The organism is Pedococcus sp. P1_H8 (genome assembly GCF_056405175.1).
Map to the genome: position 1 here is coordinate 1 of NZ_JBFUCP010000046.1, position 683 is coordinate 683.

Genomic DNA, 683 nt, shown 5'->3' on the forward strand with positions numbered 1-683 from the left:
GTCCTGGCCCTCTCCGGCTGTGCGCCGGATGCCTCGTCGACCACGTCCCCGGCCGTCGAACGGCTCCGCGTCGAGGTGCTCGACACTCGACCGCACGACCCCACCGCCTTCACCCAGGGACTCGAGATCTCCGACGGCGAACTGCTCGAGGGCACCGGGCTCAGCGGCCGGTCGTACCTGAGCGCGCGGGACCTCGGCACCGGCACGGAGCGGGTCCGGGTGCCGCTGGCGGACCCGCTGTTCGGCGAGGGCATCACGGTCGCGGGCGACACCGTATGGCAACTCACCTGGCGCGACGGCGTGGCGGTCGCGTACGACCGGGACACGCTCACCGAGCTCCGTCGGGTGAACTACGAGGGGGAGGGCTGGGGGGTGTGCGCGCAGGACGGTCGCCTGGTGACGAGCGACGGCTCCGACACACTCACGTTCCGCGACCCGGCCACCTTCGACCGGCTCGGCACGGTGGTCGTCACCCTCGACGGCAAGCCGCAGTCCCAGCTGAACGAACTCGAATGCGCAAGCGACGGGAGCGTCTACGCCAACGTCTGGCAGTCCGACGTCATCCTCCGGATCGATCCGGGCACCGGCGACGTCACCGCGGTGGTCGACGCGTCGGGCCTGCTCACCCATGACGAACGACGGTCCGTGGACGTCCTCAACGGGATCGCGCAGGTACCCGGGAC

General features: G+C 71.2%; 1 protein-coding gene. It reads left to right on the forward strand.

Going from position 1 to position 683, the window contains the following annotated elements; genetic code table 11:
* The coding region (locus tag AC1DYG_RS18735; protein ID WP_477641378.1) for a glutaminyl-peptide cyclotransferase at window positions 1-683 on the forward strand (683 nt) is incomplete at both ends.